The organism is Vibrio sp. VP6 (genome assembly GCF_028823755.1).
Classification (GTDB): domain Bacteria; phylum Pseudomonadota; class Gammaproteobacteria; order Enterobacterales; family Vibrionaceae; genus Vibrio; species Vibrio parahaemolyticus.
The window spans coordinates 1-6,154 of the sequence record NZ_JAPEID010000072.1 but is presented as its reverse complement, the minus strand read 5'-3'; the positions used below and the strand labels follow the sequence as shown (position 1 = coordinate 6,154).

6 protein-coding genes and 1 pseudogene are annotated in these 6,154 nt (G+C 40.0%); all 7 read right to left on the bottom strand.

The window, feature by feature from the left end; genetic code table 11:
- Nucleotides 1-516 precede the first annotated feature (516 nt).
- Nucleotides 517-1,494 (bottom strand): annotated as a pseudogene (locus tag OU793_RS23165) (transposase); the annotation flags it as partial.
- 152 nt (nt 1,495-1,646) lie between these two features.
- Nucleotides 1,647-1,817, bottom strand: coding sequence for a hypothetical protein (locus tag OU793_RS23160; protein ID WP_224067182.1), 171 nt, complete (start codon nt 1,815-1,817; stop codon nt 1,647-1,649).
- A gap of 993 nt (nt 1,818-2,810) precedes the next feature.
- Nucleotides 2,811-3,143, bottom strand: a complete 333-nt coding sequence (locus tag OU793_RS23155; protein WP_159404405.1) for a hypothetical protein — start codon at nt 3,141-3,143, stop codon at nt 2,811-2,813.
- A 35-nt stretch (nt 3,144-3,178) separates the two neighbouring features.
- On the bottom strand, nt 3,179-3,385 hold the full coding sequence (locus tag OU793_RS23150; protein ID WP_023623181.1) for a hypothetical protein: 207 nt from the start codon (nt 3,383-3,385) through the stop codon (nt 3,179-3,181).
- A gap of 8 nt (nt 3,386-3,393) precedes the next feature.
- Nucleotides 3,394-3,618 (bottom strand): hypothetical protein, encoded by a 225-nt coding sequence (locus OU793_RS23145; RefSeq protein ID WP_025789152.1) that lies wholly within the window; start codon nt 3,616-3,618, stop codon nt 3,394-3,396.
- A 387-nt stretch (nt 3,619-4,005) separates the two neighbouring features.
- Nucleotides 4,006-4,302, bottom strand: coding sequence for a recombinase family protein (locus tag OU793_RS23135; RefSeq protein WP_023623179.1), 297 nt, complete (start codon nt 4,300-4,302; stop codon nt 4,006-4,008).
- A 381-nt stretch (nt 4,303-4,683) separates the two neighbouring features.
- Nucleotides 4,684-5,937: a DUF6602 domain-containing protein gene (locus OU793_RS23130; protein WP_023623178.1), complete on the bottom strand. Its 1,254-nt coding sequence runs from the start codon at nt 5,935-5,937 to the stop codon at nt 4,684-4,686.
- Between the last annotated feature and the right edge of the window lie 217 nt (nt 5,938-6,154).

The following is a 6,154-nucleotide window of genomic DNA, read 5'->3' as shown; positions in this document are numbered from 1 at the left end:
CAACTTTAGGAGGTTTGGTTTCTCGTCTGAATTACGCAACAAAGCCCATAAAATTCCAGATATAATAGAAATAAATAATCAACGGTACGGTAACGGGTAAATATAACTCTGTCTTCATTCTTTATTTAATTATGTATAGGCTCGGATTGAATTTGCTGTAGTTTGCAAAAAAATAACAATATTTTGTTGAAACTAATTACTGCATGTTACCACCATATTTGTCTGGAATTAGTAGTGCCATACAACAGTTTGATTCGCGACGACAGTGTTATAAGTTCGTTATTTATCTATACTGTTAAATGAGTGATTGCTAATAAAATTACTTAATGGTTAGGAACTTCAATCCTAACCATGAACGTAACGGACGAGATAAAAGAGTGCTTGAGGTGTGATCGCTCTGAACATAAATTGGAACAGTGATGATTTAACCAGCTAATTGCTTGCTTTTGCGCCTATTTCCCTGATTTTAGATAGGCTTATCCTAGGCTGGCACGCCAAGACGCCAAGACGCCAAGACGCCAAGACGCCAAGACGCCGAGATTCGCGCATGCTCATTCGGCGATTATCCAGTAACTCTCGATTTTTTGAACCCGATGTAAAACCAGTAAACACCATTCTGTTTCCACACAACACACTGATACGGGTTATTACCCGTAAAGCCTTTGTATTGCTTCGCATACGTGAGCAGCTTTGGCTGCTTTTTCGCTTTCTCTCCCAGAGCTAAATACGCCAGAGGCAGTAGGCGTCCTCGTTTTCTGTTGAACAGAAAACCGTAATAACGCACCATTTTAAAATGGTGCTGCGGGATATGACTTATGTACCGTAATATCATTTCTTCCTTCGTCAACACCTTCGTTTTGTACTTCCCATCTCGATGGTCTAGATACTTAAACACCGCCGTTCTTCCGCTGTAATGTCGCAGTCTCGATGCGGATATCGATGGGCTCTTCGGGTAACGTCCCAGATAATTTACCGTCTGCTTTAGCTCTTGTGTTTTCCTTACAAAATGGATGTTCCAGTAACGTTGATATTGACGCTCTAAGAAGAAGTGCCATTGGCGAGAGTCCTGGATGTGGTTTGTGCTCGATGTCGACAAGTTGAGCTCGCCTTACTTTTGTCGGAGTGACCGATTAAACATCGGCGCCAGTGGTATTCCACATGCCTCTTTTTAAAGTAGATAACCCTCCTCGTGTCACGGATAAGTGAATGTGCGGATGCCAGTTGAGACCGCGACCGTAGTTATAGAGTGCGCCGAATATACCAACTTCAAGCCCATGCTGTTTCGCCCACTTCAGTAGTGTGTCTGCCGCCAATTATGTTACTGCCACACGCTAACATTCGCTCAACGCAAGTGATTTGCCAAAGACTGAAGGTCTGGACGTGCTTCCAAAGTGCCTTTTCTCACGCATTGTCCTTTTCAAAAAGGAGCCTCGTTGCTCGCGGAATAAATTCTTTTGGGGTATGACGGCGTCTGCGACCGGAGTATTGAACCACGTAAAAACGTTGAGTGGCTTAGTTGGCCAGTTTTTCGCGATGAAAGATGGGCTCTGCTTCATCTAGGACGTGGTGCGTAAACTTATTTAGTTCAATGTGCTCTTTGAGTACATTGAACGCTGGCGTATCAAAATCATACTCAGCGCCAAGAGCTAAGTCGTCCAGTACATGATGCAAATAAACGGTTTGTAAACATGCCCTTTGTTGACCTGAGCCAGCTCTTGCAGCGTGCTTTTATCGTGAGTAACAACCAAGGATGCGCCGTGGCAAAGCGCGACAGAGCCGAATTTTACGGCATAGAATCCGAGTTTTACTTTTTTCATGAGAGTGCTGATAAGTTGAATTATTTTCGAAAGGGGAAGGATAGTGCATTCTGAATGATAAGAATATCAATGAATTAATGGCGCCCTTGCTCGATGCGTAGCATCGTTACCTTGACCAAAATGTGTTTTTATGCATCAAATGATAAAATAATTTTTTGTTTTACCCATGCGGTGATGGATAATTTTAATGAAATTATTGTTTTTAATGTTGATTATTCCTTTTGTGTGTTCGTGTTATGCAAAAGAGCAAATAGACTTAGCTATAAGTAACAATGAGACAATAGCAACTCTTTACCCTGAGTTCGATATGATTTTCAGCGAAAACTTTAGTGATACGAACAATGAAACGCTCGTTAAGCTTAGAAGTAAAACGGACTCTAATACGTTTAGCATCTATAAAATATCAATATTATTATCCAAGACCGGAGAACGTCGAATTTACATTTTTTCACCCTATTCTTGTAAATCCAGTTCAAGTTATACGACTTCCTACATAAAAACGGATAAAAGAAATATTTCTTACATGGTGTTTTGCTCCAAAGGCCAACTGATTATGACCCCGAGAAGTAATCACGGTACGCGATATCTTATTGATTTGTTAAACAAGGAAGAGACGGTTACTTTATATTTTCCAGAACGACAAGTGACTTTCGACGCCTTTGGATTTAGCTCCGCATGGCTAGGCTTTGGAGGGAATGCATTGTAGCTCATTAGGTGCTGCGTTCTTCTTTATTTCTACTTCTACGAATATATCCAATTACTTATGCTGTGTTTTGTGTCAGCAACAAAGTCCATTAAAGCGCAAAACAAAAATGGTGCCTGAGCGTTAGAAATGCTCAGTATATTGACAATCACTCATCAATCCATCTTTGAGCTGTTGCTTTGTTGCGTAAGGTTGCATTTCATTCATGTGTGCGGTGAGGAGCTTTATTTCTGAGTCGATGCGTTTTCGATGCCAGCCCATTGTCACCAACATGGATACGTCATTGGTTCTTACGGCTTCATCAAGTTCTGGTGACGATAAGCGAAAAAAAAAAGCTGATTTAGACCGTCTAATTTTCCAGTTAATGTCCAGTGATGGTGAAGATTTAGGGTGTTAAGTTCCATCAGTAGTGCGTTGATGCGTTTTACCTGTGAGATTGGTGCTTTAAATACGAGGCAAGGTGCCCCAGCACTGTCTCCGCGAAGGTAACCACGGTTGGCGTCCATCAATTGGACACCATGAAAGTGGCAGAGTGCATCAATAAATGCGACGAAAGCTTCAGGTGTTTCTGGGCGTTTGGGCGCTCGAAATAATTCATGGTAAAGCGACTGGTAAGGTTTCATGCAAATGCCTTGTAAGTTTGTGCCGAGCGGCATGATTAAATAAGACGAACCATGTTTGCAGGGCGCGAGAGATAAGTCTCTAATTCAATATGACGGATGTCTTCTCTGCCAAAAAGTAAGGCTAACTCCTTTCCTATTACTTTCAATGTTTTTCTATTCTCTGGTGTTTTGTCCATTCCTATTAAATTTAGGTGGACATCCAATACGCTATCGTCATCAAAATCGACAAGGTTATATTTCATCTTTGTTATCAATCCAAATTGGTTATTAATAAGATTACTTCCCCTCTTATTTTACGGTAATCAGGTACGATTGCCTCAATATTTTCGTATCCTCGTAATTCATTGCAAATCCAAGCTTCCATTTCAATTATTTGAAGCTTTTTCGATACGACTAAAGCTTTTCTGAGCAAATCTGCAACAGAAACTGTCTTGTTTAGCGCATCTCTCTGAAGCTCTAAAACTAAACCGTCCACTAATAATACCTACAGATGTTTGTAACTTACTACCGTTGAGAAAAATTTGTCCAAAATGTCAATTGTTTATAGTATCTGACAGCGATGTGGAAGTTAATTTCTTTACTGTCGCAATAGTCGACCTACTACACCCTAATAGTTCTTGTACTTGCGACCAGCTCTTACCCTCTGTAAGTAAAAGCTGAATGTTTTCTCTCAGCTTCAAATCAGGTTTTCGCCCCTGGTATTTTCCTAGTGTTTTGGCTTTCTCTATCCCTTGTGCTTGGCGTTTTCGCCTAGTCTCATAGTCGTCTCTGGCCATCGCCGCCGCTAAATCGATCATGAATTCAGTTAATACTCGGGAAATCATGGATGTTTGTTGATCGCTATGGCTGAGAACAGCGTGTGTCATCGGTTGATCGAGTACAACGATATTTCAACTAGCTTTTGTTTGAGTTCTTTCCACTGTTCAAAGGGGAGGTGAGATAAACGGTCGACTTTCTCGATGAGTAAAACACTACCTCGATGCGAGCCTTCAATCAAACGAGCCAGTTCAGCCCGCTCTAATTTAGCGCCTGATAATTGTTCAGTGTAAAAACTGGCAATGCGAACGTTGTGTTCGTGAGCAAATGCTTGCAGTTCGTTTTTTGCTCGGTCGGCATCTTGGTCTGTGGTGGAAGCGCGTAAATAGGTTTTTATGGGCATGGTTGCTTATCGCTGGTTCGATTTGAGTATGGTGTTTGATTTTGGTTTGCGTAGAGTTATAAATCAATAATTATCGAACTAAAATGTGGGGCGTTTTTTTATGGTTCGCATGAGGTATACAAGGGCATATTCTGTAGTTCAGTGCATTTTGTAGTGTAAAGCAAATGCATTGCGTAAACGTTACAGGGTATTGTTAGTGACAGGGCTTTAGAGTAGTTTATAACAGGGTATTGTTAGTGACAGGGCTTTAGAGTAGTTTATAACAAGGTTTTGGACAGTTCCGAGTTACGACACTTAGGGAATTCTGATTTTTCGGATAACTTTTAGTATAGAAACGCATACCATCAGCCTTCACATCGCAGGCTAAACTATCTCAACCACTTACTCTGGTTCCTTTAATTGATCTAATAAACTAGGGCATTTGGGGCAATTGGAAATAAGTTCTTCTTTAATAGAATAGTAATAGGGCAACCATATACACATATTATTGGATATTATGATGTCATAAGCGATTGAAGGAACGATGTAATTTCCATATTCGTTGTCATGCTTAAGAATATCTGACAGTGCAAGAGCTTCTGGATTATAGATATAAACTAGGCTTGGCTGTCTTGCATAAGCCTCTTCATCCTCTGGCATGTTAAAAGCTAAGTGTGTTGCTTTAACCCCATTTATAGGCTCGCGAGCTTTACACCAGTCTGTTATCTTGGTTAAGCTCTGACTAGATATCTTTCTAGGATAATCACCATGCTCTTTACAAGAACCAAACTCAGCAAAACTTCCTAGTGCAAACCTGTAGGATTGCTCCTCACTGATAAGAGGAAGACTAAAATAATTTTGCATTTGAGGAAGTGAAGTCTTACTAGTTCTGCATAATTCAAGCAACATCAACTGAAATTGATAGAGGTTTTGCTGCTGTCTATCAGGAAATCCGTGTATATCCACATTGTCCATTTTAGCAATCTTATGGCTTAAAAACTCAGCTTTACCATCGGAAGCAAATGCAAAGAAACCTCTGTCTAATATGAATATAAAATTTGGGTAGTGGTCACTAGAGTTTTCACTTGCATAGACTTTTAGGTGCTTAACAATAAGATCCCAGTTCATATCACTACAATAAGAAAATAATATTCCAAAACCTTGAGGGTTCAGCTTCTTATATGACCTAAGGTTGTCTAGCCCTGATTTTAATTCTTTTGTGGTTAGCTTTGATTTAACCTGAATTACACCATATGTATTTTCTACTGGATAAACCTCATACACGTTATTTCTATTCATTAGTGTGATTAGTTCATCCTCATCATACAAGACGATGTCCATTTCATGGCTAAGATGACCCGATGGAGAGGCTACCCTTACGTTAGTAGAAGAAACAGAATACTTTTTAGGTAAACACCCATTATTCAAAAACTCTCTGAGGATTGATTCTCTAGCGTTGCCTACATCTCGTGGATGCTTGATATCCTTTGTTGTCTCATATTCTACAATCATCTTTGCTTGGTAATTGTAGAACTCCCTTTCTAAACCATGAAACTCTCGGTCTTTAGATCTTAAAGCAATAGCTCTTTTAGCACTGCTTATGATTCGTTCACGGAGACCTTTCTCTTTATCTTCAAAGTTACTTTTCTTAGGCATTACAAATCCCAATAAAAATTTCAACTAGTCGCATATTGGGTTAGAGCATAACATAGTGAAGTAACATGCTCACATTTGAACTCGTCAGAGTTCTCATGGAATCAGACCGCATAATTTACTGTATAAAGTAGTTTCGGACTTGTTCAACAATTGGAAGTTAATTCTGGTTGCGGCTTTGTTGCGTAATTCAGACGAGAAACCAAACCTCCTAAAGTTG

What these genes read in the sequence shown, in the direction of transcription:
- OU793_RS23135 (WP_023623179.1), bottom strand. Translation starts at nt 4,302, where the DNA reads ATGCCCATAAAAACCTATTTACGCGCTTCCACCACAGACCAAGATGCC.
- OU793_RS23155 (WP_159404405.1), bottom strand. Translation starts at nt 3,143, where the DNA reads ATGAAACCTTACCAGTCGCTTTACCATGAATTATTTCGAGCGCCCAAA.
- OU793_RS23160 (WP_224067182.1), bottom strand. Translation starts at nt 1,817, where the DNA reads ATGAAAAAAGTAAAACTCGGATTCTATGCCGTAAAATTCGGCTCTGTC.
- OU793_RS23130 (WP_023623178.1), bottom strand. Translation starts at nt 5,937, where the DNA reads ATGCCTAAGAAAAGTAACTTTGAAGATAAAGAGAAAGGTCTCCGTGAA.
- OU793_RS23150 (WP_023623181.1), bottom strand. Translation starts at nt 3,385, where the DNA reads ATGAAATATAACCTTGTCGATTTTGATGACGATAGCGTATTGGATGTC.